This is a genomic window from Streptomyces sp. NPDC006872, from assembly GCF_040635845.1.
In the GTDB taxonomy this organism is placed as follows: domain Bacteria; phylum Actinomycetota; class Actinomycetes; order Streptomycetales; family Streptomycetaceae; genus Streptomyces.
In genome coordinates, this window is sequence record NZ_JBEYIL010000003.1 from 812281 (window position 1) to 827674 (window position 15394).

Genomic DNA, 15394 nt, shown 5'->3' on the forward strand with positions numbered 1-15394 from the left:
ACATGCCTGCACACACCTCTGGAGACCACCGTGACCTCTTCGGACGACGCACACAGAGACGACGCACACACCGACGACACCCGCACCAGCGCGCCCCGCCTCACCGTCATAGGCACCGGCTACCTCGGCGCCACCCACGCCATCTGCATGGCCGTCCTGGGCTTCGACGTCCTCGGTGTGGACGTCGACCCGGTCAAGATCGAGCGGCTGAGCTCGGGCGAGGTGCCCTTCTTCGAGCCCGGACTTCCCGAACTGCTCGCGAAGGCCCTCGACACCGGTCGGCTGCGGTTCACCACGAGCTTCGCCGAGGCCGGCGAGTTCGGCGACGTCCACTTCGTCTGCGTGGGCACGCCGCAGCAGCAGGGCTCGCACGCGGCGGACATGAAGTACGTCGACAGCGCGGTCGGAGAACTCGCCCAGCACCTGACCCGACGCGCCCTGGTGGTCGGCAAGTCCACCGTCCCGGTGGGCACCGCCGCCCGGCTGACGGACCTCGTCCAGCGCACGGCGCCGGCCGGGACGGACGTCGAACTCGCCTGGAACCCGGAGTTCCTGCGCGAGGGCTACGCCGTCGACGACACCCTGCGGCCCGACCGGCTGGTCTTCGGTACGGCGTCGGAGTGGGCCGAGGAGCAGCTGCGCGCCGCCTTCGCCCCGGTGATCGCCCAGGGCACCCCGGTGGTCGTCACCGATCTGCCCACCGCCGAACTGGTCAAGGTCGCCGCCAACTCCTTCCTCGCCACCAAGATCTCCTACATCAACGCCATGGCGGAGGTCTGCGAGGCGACCGGCGCCGATGTCACCGGTCTCGCGACCGCGCTCGCCTACGACGACCGGATCGGCGGCCGGTTCCTCAAGCCCGGCCTCGGCTTCGGCGGCGGCTGCCTGCCCAAGGACATCAGGGCTTTCAGCCACCGCGCCGAGGAGCTCGGCGTCGGCCAGGCCGTCGCCTTCCTGCGCGAGGTCGACGCCATCAACCAGCGGCGCCGGGCCCGCACGGTGGACCTGGTCCGCGAACTCGCCGGCGGCGAGCTGGCCGGCGCCAAGGTGACCGCGCTGGGCGCGGCGTTCAAGCCCAACTCCGACGACATCCGGGACGCCCCGGCGCTGGATGTGGCCAGAACCCTGCACCAGTCCGGCGCCCAGGTGACCGTCGTCGACCCCGCGGCCACCGAGAACGCCCGGCGCGCCTATCCGGACCTGACCTACGGCACGGACGTGCTCGGCGCGGCCGCCGGGGCGGACGTCGTGGTGCTGCTCACCGAGTGGTCCGAGTTCCGGGAGATCGACCCGCACGCCCTGGGCGCGGTCGTGTCCCGGCGCCGCATCGTCGACGGGCGGCACGCCCTCGACCCCGCGCAGTGGCGCGACGCAGGCTGGGAGTACCGGGCGCTGGGCCGCCCTTGACCCCACGCCCGGCAGACGTTGCGCACCCGACAGGCCAGGCGTGGCCACGCCCCGCCTGGCCCGTCGGCGTCACCATGCGTGCGGCCTGAGCCCGGACGACCGATCAGGAGGCGCCGGGCTGTGGGCATGCTCGTTCCTCCGCACCTTCGCGGTGGGTTGACGGACCGGTCACGTGCCGGGCTTCAACACGGCCTGGGTCTGGGTGGTCTGTGCCACCAGCCGGTCCCGGTCGTCCCGGAGCTCGGTCTGTACGACGATCACGGTCCGGCCGACGTGCAGCGGGCGGGCGGTCGCGCGTACGGAGCCCGAACCGACCGGGCGCATCAGGTTGGTCTTCGACTCCAGGGTCGTGGTGCCCGCGCCCGGCGGGAGGTTCAGGAACGCGCACACGGCCCCCACCGAGTCGGCGAGCGACATGAGGGCTCCGCCGTGCAGGACGTTGCCGAGGGTGCACAGTTCGGGCTTCCAGTCCAGGGTCGCGGTGACCGCGTCGGCCGCGGCCTCCTCGAAGACGATCCCCAGGCCGGCCGTGAAGGGCATGGCGGCGGCGAGGTCCGCGAGGGCTGGGGTGCTGGTCCCGGAGGTTGTCACGATGGCAGCCTTTCGAGGAGCGGGGTGTTCTCGGACGGGTTCAGGTTTCCGGGTCAGTCTGTAATACCGGACTGAGGAACCACAGGCGATTCTCTGACGATGTCGGCCACAGTTCGCCGGGGCCTCGATGGCCCTGCCGGCGGGGGCGGCGGTACCGAGTCAGCCGTCCTGCTGGTGCCGCGGCAGACCGAGGGAGCCGGGGGCTGCGGGCGCGGTTTTGGGGCGAAGTGCGGCGGAGTATCGATTCGGTGAACGACTGTCTGCCATGTGTGGGAAGTGTGTGTTCCACGTGATTAAATCGTGCACAACTCGGCCAGGTGGCTTGATCTGATCGTTCGGTTCCCCGTGGCCTGCTCCCCCAGCAGGACTTCCGGACGCATGGGTCAGGTGCGCCGGGCCGAGCCGTTTTGCACGTGCGGCAGGGGAGGGGCGGCGATCCCACTCGCCCTTGCCACCGTGCCGGCACGCCGCGTCGGCGGTGCCGCCTGCTGTCACGCACGTGAAGGGAATCCCCATGACCGCCACCGTCTCCAATTTCCACTACGGTGCCGTGACTCCCATCGCCTCCTATCTGATGGCCTGTCTCGGTGCGGCACTCGGACTGCGGTGCACGACGAGATCGCTGCGCCGCCCGCACCGCAGAGCGCGTTGGCTGGCGTTGGGCGCGGTGTCGATCGGCTGCGGCATCTGGACCATGCACTTCATCGCCATGATCGGTTTCAGCGTCCAGGGCGCTCTGGTCAGCTACGACACGACGAAGACACTCCTCAGCCTCGCCGTCGCGATCGCCTTCGTGGCCGTCGGCGTCTTCCTCGTCGGCTACCGGGGCGGCTCACCGGTGAACCTGGGCATAGCGGGCACGGTCACCGGGCTCGGGGTCGCGGCCATGCACTACCTCGGCATGGCCGCCATCCACACCGACGGCGGCCTCCACTACGACGCCCTGACGGTGTCGCTGTCCGTCGTCATCGCCGTCGCGGCCGCCACGGCGGCGCTGTGGGCCGCGGTCTCCATCCACAGCCTGTGGTCCAGCCTCGGCGCGAGCCTGGTCATGGGCGTGGCGGTGACGGGTATGCACTACACGGGCATGGCCGCCGTCTCCGTCCACCTGACCGGCGGGACCGCGGCCTCGCAGTCGTCCACCGACCTGCTGTCGTTCCTCCTGGCCATGCTTGCCAGCCCGCTCGCCGTCCTCCTGATCGCCGCCGTGATCGTCATGTTCGACCCCGACATGATGCTGGGCGACGACACGTGGGACGGAGACCGGGACCGGGTGACATCCGCACCGTTCGGCGGCGGCGCCGGCACCGACCTGCCCGTGACGCAGCAGCAGCCGCAGGGCTACACCTCCTGGTGAGAGCGGCGGCTATTTCGACTCCGAACCTCTGACGGCGGTGTCGGTGCGTATGCCTGCCAGGAGGTGGGCTAGCGGGGCCCGGGAGGTCGTGAGGACGGTGGTGGGGGTGTCGCTTTCGCGGAGGTGGAGGGTGGTGGGGGTGGAGGTGAGTTCGAGGCAGTTGTTGCCGTCGGAGCCTCCAGAGAAGGACGACTTCTGCCAGTTGCCGGGAGTGGTCACAGCGCGCCTCACAGTTCCTTGGCCAGCCTGCTCATGAAGTCGCGCGACGCTTCGGGGTTCAGCGACTCCTCCTCCAGCTTACGGAAGAGCGTTCGAAGGGCACCGAGCTGAGCTTCGGAGTCGACGAGGGCTGTGCCTTCCGGCCCGTCGCGCTGTGCCGAGTCCAGCTTGGGCACCACACCGCCTGCCAACGTCATCGTGTTCCAAGCTCCTGCGAAGCCGTCGCGATCGAAGGGGATCACCCGCACAGTGACGTGGTCCGCCTCGGACAGGTCCAGGATGTGGGTGAGTTGGGCCCGCGCGGCGGCGCGGTCACTGACCCTGATGCGCAGCGCCGCTTCGTGGATCACTGCCTCGTACGGGACGGGTTCCGGCCGCTCGATGACGACCTTGCGTTGCATGCGGTGCTGCACCCGCAATGCCAGGTCGTGGTCGGGTAGTTCGGGCACCCGGTATGCGAACACCGCGCGGGCGTAGTCCTCCGTTTGTAGAAGGCCAGGTACGTGCACGCATTCCACGTCGGCCCGATACGTGGCGTGATGCTCCAGCTCGGCCAGGTCCAGGAACGCCGAGGGCAGTCGGCCTCGGTACTCCTCCCACCAGCCGCGTGTTCGATCGGTCGCCATCACCACCAGGGCGTCGATGAACGCCTCGTCCATGCAGGCGTAATGCGCGGCCAGGCTCCGCAATCGCTTCTCGCTCACGCCCGATTGGCCGTACTCGATCTGGTTGATCTGGGTTGAGCTCACCCCGAGCAGGGCGGCTGCCTCCCGCGCCTTGAGGCCAGCCGCTTCGCGAAGCCTGCGCAGCTCGACCGCCAAGCGCACCTGACGTGCTGTCGGTTCGCGCCTCAAGCCCATCGGTCACTCCTCCCAACGCGCCCACGAGCGCGACTCGTTCGGGGTCAGATTACGCGACCGGCTTGCTGAACCTAGAAATCCAGGTCTACCGTCGGTGAGGTAGTAAACACGCTGCGGAAGTGCACCGCTCCGTCCTGCCAGGACGGCTGAGGCATGCCACCGCCCGCGATCCCGACTCCCTTCACCGAACCGGAGCTGCCCCATGCCTGAAGCCGACTCCTGGGAGTACTCCCTCTATATCCCCACCGACCCCAGAGCCGTCACCGTCTGCCGTCGCACCCTCCGCCTGATCCTCACCCTGCACGGCCTGGACCACCTCGTCGACACCGCCGAACTCCTCGCGTCCGAGCTGATCTCCAATGCAGTCCTGCACACCAAGGGTCCGGCCTGTCTGCGCCTCCGCTTCCGGGACGGCGTCCTCCAGATCGGTGCCTGGGACGCGGACCCCGAACCGCCGGACCCGCCGCGCAGGCTGGAGGAGCTCGCGGACGCGGAAAGCGGCCGGGGCATGGCCCTCGTGCGGGCCTGTTCCGACCTCTGGCACTGGCAGCCGCTGTCCCGCATGGGGCACCGCGGCAAGCTCGTGTGGTGCGAACTGAACGCGGCGTAGCTCGTTGATCACGTCGGACAGAAAGGAGAGCCGATGGTCGGCTCGTCGCACGAAGCGCTGCACCGGATCTTCCAGAAGGAACCCGGACTCCTGACCAGTGCTCTGCAACAGGTGTTGTCCGTCCCCTTTCCCACCCCCCACGACTTCGCTGCCATGAACGTCGACCTCACCGAGATCGAGCCCATCGAACGGCGCGTGGACACGCTGCTGCGGGCCGAGACCGACGAAGGGGCGTACCTCCTGGTCGTGGAGTCGCAGGGCAAGCCCGACGAGAGGAAACGCGGCAGCTGGCCGTACTACCTCAGCTATCTCTACGAGAAGTACCGCTGTGAGCCCGTCCTTGTCGTCGTGACCCAGAGCAGTGCCACGGCCCGCTGGGCCGCGGAGCCGATCCATCTCGGTGTGCGGGGGATGCCCTCGTTGACCGTGCGGCCCTTCGTGCTCGGGCCGGACAACGTTCCCGTCATCGCCACCCGGCAGGAGGCCGAGCGGGATGTACCCCTTGCGGTGCTTTCCGCGATGACACACGGCCGGGGACGGCAGGCCCCCGCCATACTGGAATCGCTGGCAGCCGCCCTGCGGACCATCGACCGGGACAGCGCCGCGGCGCTCGTGCAATTCGTCGACTCATGCCTGACAGACCCTCAGGCGCAGCGGATGTGGAGGGAACTCATGACCGCGATGCAGTACTTCTGGCGTCACCCCCTCGCAGAGGAGGTACGTGAACAGGGTCGTGAAGAAGGCCGTGAAGAAGGCCGAGTCGCGGACCGGGCCGAAATGACCCTTCGTATCCTCGAATGGCGTGGCATCCCCGTGCCGGACGCCGTCCGTGAGCGCGTCGAATCCTGCACCGACCTCGACCAGCTCACCACCTGGTCGCAGCGCGCGGTCCACGCCGCCGTCGCTGACGATCTCTTCGCGGCCGCGGCGACCGAGTAGCCGGTCGTCAGTCCAGTACTCGCACCGGCGTCACCGCCGCGGGACATGTCACCGATGTCACAGAGAACGCGCTGCGCGACCTTTTCCTCCCCCTCGGCGTCGTAGATGTGAAGGTCGCGGCGTTGGGGGAGGGCTGGTCGGGGCTGAAGTTCGTCCGTCGACGCGCCAACCGGAAGAAGGAGAACCCGCACAAAAGCGAAGCAAAATAGGGGGATGACGGAGCAACGTCCGCACCTGAGGCAACATCTAGGTTAACGACGAAGCCGCACGGGACGCGGTCGCCGTCGAGAGCCGGACGAAGTGAGGGACGTGGTGGAGCCGAGGATCGCCGTTGCCGTGGTGACCATGGGCAACCGACCTGCAGAGGTCGACGCGCTGTTGGAGTCCGTGGCCAAGCAGGATCTGGCCGCTTCGCGCGTCGTGATTGTAGGCAATGGCTGTCGCCTCCCCGACTTCGCCGAGCGCCTCGCGATGCCCGGCGAGGTCACCACGATCGACGTCGACGAGAACCTCGGCTGCCCCGGCGGCCGCAACGTCGCCCTCGCCCGCCTCCGCGAGTACGGGGACGTGGACGTCGTCGTCGAACTGGACGACGACGGGCTCCTCGTCGACGCCGACGTCCTGAGCCGCGTCCGGGACCTCTACGCCGCCGACCCCCGCCTCGGCATCGTCGGCTTCCGTATCGCCGACGAGCACGGCGAGACCCAGCGCCGGCATGTGCCGCGAGTCGGGGCCGCCGACCCGATGCAGGGCGGGTACGTCACCGGCTTCCTCGGCGGCGGTCACGCCCTGAGCATGGCCATGCTCGCCGAGACCGGGGACTGGCCCGCCGAGTTCTTCTTCGCGCACGAGGAGACCGACCTCGCCTGGCGTGCCACCGACGCCGGCTGGAAGATCCTCTACGCGCCCGAACTGCTCCTCCAGCACCCCAAGACCTCGCCCGCCCGGCACGCCATATACCACCGCGTCACGGCCCGGAACCGGGTCTGGCTGGTCCGGCGCAACCTCCCGCTGCCCCTTATCCCGGTCCACCTGGGCGTCTGGATCGCCGTCACCCTCCTGCGCACCCGCTCGCTCGGCGGCCTCAAGGCCTGGTTCGGCGGGTTCGCGGAAGGCGTGCGGAAACCGGCGGGTCCCCGGCGTCCCATGAAGTGGCGGACCGTGTGGCAGTTGACCCGGCTCGGCAGGCCTCCGGTCATCTGACCCGCCCTCAACCGCATCCGGGGCGCGGGGAGAACGAGGCGCGGGGCCCCCGGTCGTTCACCTCCGCCGACCTGAGACCCCGCACGCCCTCGAAGCCGGCCGTGGCGGCGACACTCCCCCGAGTTGCGCGTCGACACGCGCGCGCCGTCGGGCCGGTTCCGATGATGTGATCACATCAGATCGCGCCAACGAATCGCTAACATATGGCCAACGGTTCTCCGCGTCGTCCCTGGTCACTGGCGTTCACTTGGCCTGAAGTCGTCGGACGAACGCGGGTTCCGGCCAGACCGACAGCCGATTCTCGCGGGAACCGTCAGGGAACAGGATGGCGGAATATCGTCGTGCCGAGGGCGGAATTCCGCCCGGACGGTATGGCGGCCCGGGCGGACGGTATGGCGGCCGGGCACGCGGGGTGGATGCGGAAGGGCGATGGGCGGCGTGATGCGGCGGCACGGGCTGCGGTTCGGACTGCTGGGCCCACCGGTCTTGTACACGCCGGACGACATACCGGATGGCCTACCAGACGGCCTAGCGGACGACGGCGACCTTCCGTACGACACCGTCCGCAGCCCCAAAGTGCGTGTCCTGCTCGCCGCCCTGCTTCTCGACGCGGGCCGGATCGTCCCCGTCGAGTCGCTCAAGGAGGCGCTGTGGGGCGGCGAGCCGCCGGCGTCCGCGCAGGCCTCGCTGCACAACCACGTGACCAGGCTGCGTCGACTGCTCGACGACCCGGAGCGGCTGCGGGCGGTGTCGCCCGGCTACCAGCTCAGGGTCGAGCAGGGTGAGCTCGACGTCCACGTGTTCGAGTGTCACGTCGCCGCGGCGCGCGGTGCGCATGCCGCCCGGAACTGGGAACGGGTCGTGCGCGAGTGCGCGGCGGCGCTCGCGCTGTGGCGAGGCGCCCCGCTCAGCGGCCTCCCGGCCGACCTGGGCGGATACGCCTTCGTGCGACGCCTGCGGGAGGCCCGGCTGCTTCTGCTGGAGTGGCGCTACGACGCCGAACTCGCCCTGGGTGGAGCCGACGGGCTCGGCGGACTCGACGGCCTCGACGGCCTCGACGGAACTCGGTTCGAACGCATCGTCCCGGAGTTGACCGCCCTTGCTGCCGAGTATCCGCTGCGCGAGGCATACCAGCGTCAGCTGATGCTCGCCCTGCACCGCACAGGCCGTCAGGCCGAGGCCCTCGCCGTCCATCGCGACCTGCGCGCCCGTCTCGCCGAGGAACTCGGCATCGAACCGGGCCCGGCCGTACGCGAGGCCCATGTGGAGGTGCTGGGCCCGACGGCGACCGACGGTCTCCAGCCCCCGGGCCGGCCCGCACCGCCGACCTCGTCTCCCAACCCCGTCTCACCGACCATCCCTGTCTCACCTCCCATCCCCGTCCCGACTCCGGCACCCGATCCCTCCTCCCGCCGCACCCACCACCCGGCCCAACTCCCCGCCCAACTCCCGCCACCACCAGCCCACTTCACCGGTCGCGGCGAAACCCTGCGCCAACTGCTCCGCACCCTCGCCGCCGACCGGCCCACCCCGTCCGACGCGCCCACCCCGCCCAACCCGTCCGCCGACCTCGCCACCGGCAACTACCCCGTCGTCGTCCTGAGCGGCATGGCAGGCGTAGGCAAGAGCGCGCTCGCCTTGCACGTCGCCCACGCTTTGAAGGAACGTTTCTTCGACGGTCAGCTCTACCTCCACCTGCACGGCGCCACCCCCGGCATGACCCCCCTCCCCGCAGGTCAGGCGCTCGTCGCCCTGCTCCGTGACCTCGGTGCGGAACCCCGGAACATCCCCGAACACCCGGACGCCGCAGCCGCGTTGCTGCGCACCCTGCTCGCCCCGACCCGCACCCTCCTCGTACTGGACGACGCCGCCACCGCCGCCCAGGTCCGCCCGCTGCTGCCGGCCGGCCCCGGCTGCGCGGTGATCGTCACCAGCCGCTCGCCCCTGACCGTCCTCGACGGAGCCCACCGCTTCCCGCTCGCTCCGTTGTCCGGCGAGGACAGCGCGGCCCTGCTGCGTGCGGCCTCCGGTCCCGGCGCGGGGCGTGCCGACCTGGACGCGGCCCACCCCCTCGTGGACCTCACCGGACGTCTCCCGCTCGCGCTGCGCGTCGTCGCCGCCCGCCTCGCCGCCCGCAGCGCCCTCACTCCGGACGCGCTGGCAGGGCAACTGGCCGCGACGGAGGGCAGGTTGTCGCACCTGGAGTACGACGACCTCAGCGTCCGCCGCTCTCTCGCCGTCGCCCACGACGCGCTCGCCGCCTCCGGACGCCAGGCCGACCGGGACGCCGCCCTCGCCCTCCGCCGCATCGGCGCGCTCGACCTCCCCTCCTACGGAGCCCCGCTGCTCGCCCGGCTCACCGGCACCGACGAACCCCGCGCCGAGGCTGCCCTGAACCGGCTCGTCGACGTCGCCCTCCTGGAGGAGCGGGCATACGGCCGTTACACCCCCCACGACCTGGTCCGGGACTTCGCCCGCGAACTCGCGGAACTCCCGGAACTCGCGGAGTCCGACGGCACCGCCGACTCCCTGCGCACCGCACTCCACCACTACGCCGCCGTAGCCGAACGCGCCCTCACCGCCATCCTCGGAGCGGGCCCCGACGAGGACGACCGACGCCGTCCGACGGCCGACCAGCCTCCCGCCCACGGGGCGCACGTCACGGAGGTACCCCCCTTCGCCGGCCCCGAAGAAGCCTTCGCCTGGGGCGACACGGAACTGGAGAACATCGTCGCGCTGGTGGAGGGCGGCAGCACCACAGGAGATGAGGAAGCGGCCACGACTGCCCTCGTCTCCACCCTCCTCCGCCTCCTCTTCCCCTATCTCCAGCGCAGGGGCCGCGTCGCCGAGATGGACGTGCTCGGGCGGACCGCGCTACGGGCGGCGCGTCGGCTCGGGGACGCGGCGGCCGAGGCGTACGCGCTCGGCGACCTCGCCGGCCTGCACTTCCTGACCGGCCGCCAGCAGGACGCCCTCGCCCTCAACGACCGGGCCCTCGCCATCTGGCGGCGGCTCGACCGGCTCTCCTGGATCCGGCGCTGCCTCAACAACCGGGGGCTGTTGCTGGAAGGCCTCGGCCGGTACGAGGAGTCCTGCGCGGCGCTGCGCCAGAGCCTCGAGTACTCGCGGCAGTTGGCCGACCGGCACGGTGAGGCCGTCACCCACAGCCACCTCGGCAACCTGTACGAGCACACCGATCCGCGGGCCGCCATCGAACAGCACCGCCGCTCGCTCGCCATCGGGGACGAGATCGGCGCCGTCATCGTGCAGCACTCGGCGCACTGCAACATCGGCTACGCCCATCTCGCCCTCGGCGAACCGGCCGCCGCGCTCCCGCACTTCGAGGAGAGCCTGCGCATCCCCGGCGGCCATGACGACTGGCACGGCGAGTCCCAGACCCGGCTCGGTCTCGTCCGCGCCCTGCGCGCGCTGGGCCCGGACGACAGCGCCCGCGCGCGGCGGGAGTGTGTCGAACTGCTGCGCCGCGCCGACGCCCGCGCCGACCGCTACACCGGCGGTCTGGCCCGGCACCAGCACGGTCTTCTGCTGCGGGAGCAGGGGGAGTGGGAGCACGCGCGCGAGGAGTGGCGGGCGGCCCTCGACGCGCTGGACGGGACGGACGAGAAGGCCGTCGTACAGGAACTCAGGAAACTGATCGGCGAGCCGGTCCCCGAGCCGGTCCGGAAACCGATTCGCGAGCCCGTCCCCGAGCCGGGCACCGGAACCGCCGGAGCAGCCGGAACCGCCGGACCCGGCTGATCGCACCGCGCCTGCTCGCACCGCCCCTGCTCGCACCGCCCCTGCTCACTTCGCGTCGGCATAGCACTCCACCACCGCCGCAGTGAACGGAAACCGCACCGGCGTCTCCCCGAACGTCAGCCGTCCGGCCAGGTCGGAGGCCTCCCGGATCGCGGCGACAACCGTCTCGGCCTCCTCCTCGGGACAGTGCACGATCACCTCGTCGTGCTGGAAGAAGACCAGTTCGGCCGCCATCCCCGCACAGGTCTGCCGCAGCGCGGCGAGCAGCAGCAGCGTCCAGTCGGCGGCGCTGCCCTGGACGACGAAGTTGCGGGCGAAGCGGCCACGCGCGCGTGCGTTGGTCGACGCGTACCCTGGCACCCATTCCTGGCCCGTAGGTTGTGCGCCGTCGTCCTCCGGGGCGATCGGGATGCCGGCCTCCTCAGCCGGCTCGCCCCCCGCCCCGGCCGCCGGCGGGCAGGTCCGCCCCAGCCAGGTCCGGACGAGGCGGCCCTCCTCGCCGGCCTTGGCCGCATCGTCGACGTACGCCACCGCGCGTGGGAAGCGGCGGCGCAGCGCGGCGAGGTTCTTCAGGCCGTCCCCGGAGGTCTGGCCGTAGACCGCGCCCAGGACGGCGAGCTTGGCCTGGGCCCGGTCGCCGGAGAAGGCGCGGTCGGAGACGGACTGGTAGAGGTCGGTCTCCCGGCCCGCCACCTCCATCAGCCCGGGGTCGCGGGAGATCGCCGCCAGCACGCGCGGCTCCATCTGGTCGGCGTCGGCGACGACGAGCCGCCAGCCGGGGTCGGCGACCACGGCCCGCCGGATGACCTTGGGGATCTGCAGCGCGCCCCCGCCGTTGGTCACCCAACGGCCGGTGACCGTGCCGTGCGCGAGGAACTCCGGCCGGAACCGCCCGTCCCGCACCCAGTCCTGCAGCCAGGACCAGCCATGGGCCACCCAGATGCGGTACAGCTTCTTGTACTCGATCAGGGGCTTCACGGCCGGGTGGTCGAGGCTCTCGATCTCCCAGCGCCGTGTCGACTTGATCCGGATGCCCGCCTGCCCGAAGGCCTTGACGACGTCGGCGGGCAGGTCGGGGCGGACCCGGCGCCCGAACGCGGCGGACACCTCGTCGGCCAGCTCGGCCAGCCGCCGGGGCTCGCCGCCGCCCGCGTACCGCTCGCCGAGCAGGTCGTGCAGGACCGCGCGGTGCACCTCCGCGCTCCACGGCAGCCCGGCCCGGTTCATCTCGGCGGCCACCAGCATCCCCGCCGACTCGGCCGCCGTCAGCAGTCGCATCCGCGCGGGGTGTTCGGCCCGCTCGTGCCGCCGCTGCTGCTCGGCGTAGACGGCGAGGAGGTCGTCGAGCGGCAGTCGGACGGCGGTGTCCTGCGCCTCGAACAGCGAGGACTGCGCGCCGGGCGCGGCGGAGCGCTGCGGCGGATCCGGCGGTACGGGGCCGCCGCGCAGCCGGGCCAGCGCGGCGGCCGCCGAACGGGGCTCGCCGGAGCGCCCCTCGTGGCCCAGGAGGAGGGTCTCGGCGTCCTCGACGTCGTAGCACCGCTCGACTCGCACCCCCGTGGCGAGCAGACGCGGATACACCTCGGCCGTGGAACGCCAGACCCAGCGGGTGACGTCGGGCCGCTCGCGCACGGCCCGCGCCAGGTCCGCCTCCCGCAGCACCGGGCCGGCGGGCAGCCCTGCCGGACCGAGGGGGGCGAGTTCCACGCCACCGTCCTCGGCCGGAGCGAGTGCCCACCGGTCGGCCATGCTGCGAGTGTGGCAGGGGGGTCTGACAACGGCCCCGATCGAACGCGCCAGGAACGCCCCCGACGCCCGGCGGCTCAGGAAGCTCAGGAACCCTCCTGCTTCTCCTGCTCCTCCGCGCGTGCCTTCACCAGTTCGGTCAGCGCCTTCGCCACGTACTTCTCGGTCTCCGACTTGTCGACGCCGAGGCCGCTGAGCACGCCCTCGCCGTTCTCGTGCTCCAGCAGGGCCAGCAGGAGATGCTCGGTGCCGACGTAGTTGTGCCCGAGGCGGAGCGCCTCGCGGAAGGCGAGCTCCAGGGCCTTCTTGGCGTCCGGGCCGAAGGGGACCAGTTCGGGCGCCTCCCCGGCGGTCGGCGGGAGTGCGGCGGTCGCGGCCTCGCTGACCGCGTCCAGGGAGATGCCCTGCTCGACGACCGCCTTCGCCGCGAGTCCCTCCGGCTCGGCGAGCAGGCCGAGGACCAGGTGTGCGGGCAGGAGCTCGGCGTTTCCGGCCGCCTTGGAGGCGTTGTGGGCGGCCATGACCACGCTCCGCGCGCGGGGGGTGTACCGGGTGAAGCCCTGACTGGGGTCGAGGTCGGCCGACTCCTTGGGCACGAAGCGCTTCTGGGCGGCCTGCCGGGTGACGCCCATGCTCCGGCCGATGTCGGTCCAGGAGGCGCCCGAGCGGCGGGCCTGGTCGACGAAGTGACCGATGAGGTGGTCCGCGACGTCGCCGAGGTGGTCGGCGGCGATGACGGCGTCCTGGAGCTGGTCGAGCGGCTCGTTGTGGACCTTCTTGATGGCGTCGATGAGGTCGTCGAGGCGGATGGAGGTACCAGGGCCGGTGGTGCCGGGTCGTGGAGTCGTCATATGTCAACCCTAGGTTGACAGTGCAGGACTGTCAACCCGAGGTTGTCACTCGCTCGCGCGCACATGGCACGATCGACCCGTGAGCAGCACAGTCGAACGAGCCTTCCAGGCCGCCCTCTACGAAACCGCCGACACGGCCCTCGACACCGGCGCGTCGCTCCTGGCCGCCGACCCCGCGGCGGACGCCGAGCTCGCGCGGCGGGGCGCGGAGTTCGTGGCGGCGCTCTGGCGGCGCGGTTGGCAGCCCGCGGACGTGGCGCGGATCGTCCGGCGCGACCTGGACGGCGTCCACGCACGCGTGCTCGCGACGCTGATCCGGGCGCAGTCGGCGGACGACCGTGCGCGCGGCCCCCGCTGGTCCGCGCAGCTCGAAGAGCTCGACGAGCCCACCGCGGAGCCCTCGCCCCGCGTCGACCGCTTCTCGCACGCCACCACGGTCCTGGAGCTGTACCGGCTGCTGCTGCGGCTGCCCGGCCTCGAACCGCTTCAGGAGCGTCAGCCGGGCCCTCGGTCGGGCCGCCGGTCGGACTCCCGCATGCTCACCCGTATCCGCGCGCTGCTCGCCAAGGCCGAGGCGACCGGGTTTCCGCAGGAGGCGGAGGCGCTCACGGCGAAGGCGCAGGAGCTGATGGCCCGGCACAGCGTCGACGAGGCGCTGCTCGACGCCCAGGCCCCGGACCCGGACGCGCCCGGCGCCTGCCGGATCGGCGTCGAGCCGCCGTACGAGCAGGCGAAGGCGGTGCTGCTGGACGCGGTCGCCGACGCCAACCACTGCCGGGCGGTGTGGAACGAACCTTTCGCCTTCTCCACGGTCGTCGGCTTCGAGGCCGACCTGGAGACGGTGGAGCTGCTGTACACCTCGCTGCTGGTGCAGGCGCAGTCCGCGATGGCGAAGGCGGAGGCGGCCCAGCGGGCTGGCGGCCGCAGGCGGACCAAGTCCTTCCGGCAGTCCTTCCTCGCCGCCTACGCCCACCGCATCGGCGCCCGGCTCGGCGAGATCGCGGCCGCCGCCGGGACCCAGGTGACCGACGACCTGTTGCCGGTGCTCGCCTCCCGCGAGGTCGCGGTCACCGCGGCCACGGACCGGATGTTCCCGGAGACGGTCTCCACCCGCCTGCGCGGCGTCACCGACGAGGCGGGCTGGACCGAGGGCGCCGAAGCGGCGGACCGGGCCAGGATGCACTCCCGGCCCCGGCTGCCGTGACACCCCGGCCGTAGGTCAGTCGCCGGCCTGCTGGAAGGCGCTGACGGTCGCGTCCGCCACGTCCGTGCTCTTCAGGGCGACGTCGCCGTACGACCACGCGAAGCTCTGGGTGGCCGAGGCGTTCGGCACCCCGTACTGCACCGTCTTGACGGCGAGGCTCTTGTCGCCGCCGTCCTCGCCGCGCACATAGGTGATCGTGAAGGTGGCGGTGCCCTGCGCCGGGAGGGTCAGCGCCTGGGCCTCGGCGGCGGCGTCGTTCGCCACGGTCGCGGAACTGTCGCCGGCCTGGAGCTCGATCTTGGGGAAGCCCTCCAGGATGCACTCCTCACCCTTGTTGGTGAGCGTGACGGTGACGTTGCCGCTGTCTCCGGCGGCGGGCGCGGCGTTGACGGGGCCGACCTCCTGGCCGAGGTCGCCGGCGGCGCAGGTGGTCCCGTTGGGGCCTGCGGACTCGGCGGCGCCCGCGGTTTCGGCGGACTTGCTCTCGTCGCTGCCGGAGCCGCTGTCGTCCCCGCCGCCACAGGCGGTGAGGAGCAGGGCCGCGGCGAGGGCGGCGACGGTGAGGGGAACGGCGCGCATGAGTGATCCCTAGGGTTACGTGACGGTGCTCGAAGGATCATCACGCACGCGTGCGGCGAATTCTCGCGC

13 protein-coding genes are annotated in these 15394 nt (G+C 71.6%); 7 read left to right on the plus strand and 6 right to left on the minus strand.

The genetic code is table 11. The features are described from left to right. Nucleotides 1-30 precede the first annotated feature (30 nt). Nucleotides 31-1407: a UDP-glucose/GDP-mannose dehydrogenase family protein gene (locus ABZ725_RS12705; protein ID WP_358802659.1), complete on the plus strand. Its 1377-nt coding sequence runs from the start codon at nucleotides 31-33 to the stop codon at nucleotides 1405-1407. Nucleotides 1408-1575: 168 nt separating this feature from the next. Here the strand turns inward: ABZ725_RS12705 and ABZ725_RS12710 are convergent, their stop codons facing one another. Further along, nucleotides 1576-1947, minus strand: coding sequence for a PaaI family thioesterase (locus ABZ725_RS12710; protein ID WP_358802770.1), 372 nt, complete (start codon nucleotides 1945-1947; stop codon nucleotides 1576-1578). A 565-nt stretch (nucleotides 1948-2512) separates the two neighbouring features. Here ABZ725_RS12710 and ABZ725_RS12715 point away from each other — a divergent pair. Beyond that, nucleotides 2513-3355: an MHYT domain-containing protein gene (locus tag ABZ725_RS12715; RefSeq protein WP_358802660.1), complete on the plus strand. Its 843-nt coding sequence runs from the start codon at nucleotides 2513-2515 to the stop codon at nucleotides 3353-3355. Between the two features lie 9 nt (nucleotides 3356-3364). Here ABZ725_RS12715 and ABZ725_RS12720 read toward each other — a convergent pair whose 3' ends face one another. Together ABZ725_RS12720 and ABZ725_RS12725 are read right to left on the minus strand one after the other, a co-directional pair. Continuing rightward, entirely contained in the window at nucleotides 3365-3574 is a 210-nt protein-coding gene (locus ABZ725_RS12720) for a DUF397 domain-containing protein (RefSeq protein ID WP_358802661.1), read from the minus strand. Nucleotides 3575-3582: 8 nt separating this feature from the next. Beyond that, entirely contained in the window at nucleotides 3583-4434 is an 852-nt protein-coding gene (locus tag ABZ725_RS12725) for a helix-turn-helix transcriptional regulator (RefSeq protein WP_358802662.1), read from the minus strand. Nucleotides 4435-4636: 202 nt separating this feature from the next. Between ABZ725_RS12725 and ABZ725_RS12730 the strand changes: the two genes are divergently transcribed. The 4 genes from ABZ725_RS12730 to ABZ725_RS12745 all read left to right on the plus strand — a co-directional run bounded on the left by ABZ725_RS12730 (nucleotide 4637) and on the right by ABZ725_RS12745 (nucleotide 10945). Further along, the gene (locus ABZ725_RS12730) at nucleotides 4637-5044 is read left to right on the plus strand and encodes an ATP-binding protein (protein ID WP_358802663.1); all 408 of its coding nucleotides are present in this window, start codon (nucleotides 4637-4639) and stop codon (nucleotides 5042-5044) included. Nucleotides 5045-5077: 33 nt separating this feature from the next. After that, entirely contained in the window at nucleotides 5078-5983 is a 906-nt protein-coding gene (locus ABZ725_RS12735; protein WP_358802664.1) for a hypothetical protein, read from the plus strand. 309 nt (nucleotides 5984-6292) lie between these two features. Beyond that, nucleotides 6293-7186 carry a glycosyltransferase gene (locus ABZ725_RS12740; RefSeq protein WP_358802665.1) on the plus strand — a complete coding sequence of 298 codons (894 nt, stop codon included), beginning with the start codon at nucleotides 6293-6295 and terminating at the stop codon, nucleotides 7184-7186. A gap of 429 nt (nucleotides 7187-7615) precedes the next feature. After that, nucleotides 7616-10945: a BTAD domain-containing putative transcriptional regulator gene (locus ABZ725_RS12745; protein WP_358802666.1), complete on the plus strand. Its 3330-nt coding sequence runs from the start codon at nucleotides 7616-7618 to the stop codon at nucleotides 10943-10945. A gap of 45 nt (nucleotides 10946-10990) precedes the next feature. On the opposite strand, the gene ABZ725_RS12750 is transcribed toward ABZ725_RS12745, so the two are convergent. Both ABZ725_RS12750 and ABZ725_RS12755 read right to left on the minus strand, forming a co-directional pair. Next, nucleotides 10991-12694: a bifunctional 3'-5' exonuclease/DNA polymerase gene (locus ABZ725_RS12750; RefSeq protein WP_358802667.1), complete on the minus strand. Its 1704-nt coding sequence runs from the start codon at nucleotides 12692-12694 to the stop codon at nucleotides 10991-10993. Nucleotides 12695-12777: 83 nt separating this feature from the next. Beyond that, entirely contained in the window at nucleotides 12778-13542 is a 765-nt protein-coding gene (locus ABZ725_RS12755) for a Clp protease N-terminal domain-containing protein (protein ID WP_358802668.1), read from the minus strand. A gap of 79 nt (nucleotides 13543-13621) precedes the next feature. Here ABZ725_RS12755 and ABZ725_RS12760 point away from each other — a divergent pair, with 79 nt between their 5' ends. Continuing rightward, nucleotides 13622-14746, plus strand: a complete 1125-nt coding sequence (locus ABZ725_RS12760; protein WP_358802669.1) for a DUF2786 domain-containing protein — start codon at nucleotides 13622-13624, stop codon at nucleotides 14744-14746. 15 nt (nucleotides 14747-14761) lie between these two features. Here ABZ725_RS12760 and ABZ725_RS12765 read toward each other — a convergent pair whose 3' ends face one another. After that, entirely contained in the window at nucleotides 14762-15325 is a 564-nt protein-coding gene (locus tag ABZ725_RS12765) for a DUF4232 domain-containing protein (RefSeq protein WP_358802670.1), read from the minus strand. Nucleotides 15326-15394: the final 69 nt, after the last annotated feature.

What these genes read in the sequence shown, in the direction of transcription:
- ABZ725_RS12750 (WP_358802667.1), bottom strand. Translation starts at nt 12,694, where the DNA reads ATGGCCGACCGGTGGGCACTCGCTCCGGCCGAGGACGGTGGCGTGGAA.
- ABZ725_RS12745 (WP_358802666.1), top strand. Translation starts at nt 7,616, where the DNA reads ATGGGCGGCGTGATGCGGCGGCACGGGCTGCGGTTCGGACTGCTGGGC.
- ABZ725_RS12735 (WP_358802664.1), top strand. Translation starts at nt 5,078, where the DNA reads ATGGTCGGCTCGTCGCACGAAGCGCTGCACCGGATCTTCCAGAAGGAA.
- ABZ725_RS12715 (WP_358802660.1), top strand. Translation starts at nt 2,513, where the DNA reads ATGACCGCCACCGTCTCCAATTTCCACTACGGTGCCGTGACTCCCATC.
- ABZ725_RS12765 (WP_358802670.1), bottom strand. Translation starts at nt 15,325, where the DNA reads ATGCGCGCCGTTCCCCTCACCGTCGCCGCCCTCGCCGCGGCCCTGCTC.
- ABZ725_RS12755 (WP_358802668.1), bottom strand. Translation starts at nt 13,542, where the DNA reads ATGACGACTCCACGACCCGGCACCACCGGCCCTGGTACCTCCATCCGC.
- ABZ725_RS12730 (WP_358802663.1), top strand. Translation starts at nt 4,637, where the DNA reads ATGCCTGAAGCCGACTCCTGGGAGTACTCCCTCTATATCCCCACCGAC.
- ABZ725_RS12725 (WP_358802662.1), bottom strand. Translation starts at nt 4,434, where the DNA reads ATGGGCTTGAGGCGCGAACCGACAGCACGTCAGGTGCGCTTGGCGGTC.
- ABZ725_RS12710 (WP_358802770.1), bottom strand. Translation starts at nt 1,947, where the DNA reads ATGCCCTTCACGGCCGGCCTGGGGATCGTCTTCGAGGAGGCCGCGGCC.